The following is a 449-nucleotide window of genomic DNA, read 5'->3' on the forward strand; positions in this document are numbered from 1 at the left end:
GCCTGATCCGGGGTCACCTGCGGCGGTGTCTCGCGGTCCGCGAACGCCTCCTGGGCGGCCGTGGGGTCGAAGATGTACGCCCGGCCCGGCAGCGCGTCGCGCAGCTCCCGGGTGGCGTGCTTGGACGCCAACTTCGCCTTCTCGGTCGTCTTCAGCACCCCGCGCCGCTTCAGCTCCTGGAGGCCCGGCACTGGGGAGTCGATCCCGCCCGCCTTCACCAGCTCGGCCATCGTCGCGACGTAGACGTACACCTGGCCCTGGTGGACGTAGCCGAGCACGCGCCGCGGCTTGACCTCCATGGCCCCCCACGCCTGCGGGTTGAGGACCGTGGACTGCACCCACGCGGCGGGCTCCTGGACGATGGCGCCGGCCACCTTCTCCCAGAGGATCTGGCCCGGTGTCAGGTGGTGCTCGATCGCCTCCCCGAGGATGCGCGGGAGCTCTCGGCG

The 449-nt window shown here is 72.2% G+C and carries 1 protein-coding gene; it reads right to left on the reverse strand.

All coding sequences use genetic code 11. The annotated features are described in order from the left end of the window. On the reverse strand, positions 1–449 hold a 449-nt coding region (locus tag ACFVT2_RS43415), incomplete at both ends, for a hypothetical protein (protein ID WP_390028026.1).

Origin of the sequence: Streptomyces sp. NPDC058000, from assembly GCF_042886435.1 — a bacterium.
GTDB lineage: Bacteria > Actinomycetota > Actinomycetes > Streptomycetales > Streptomycetaceae > Streptomyces.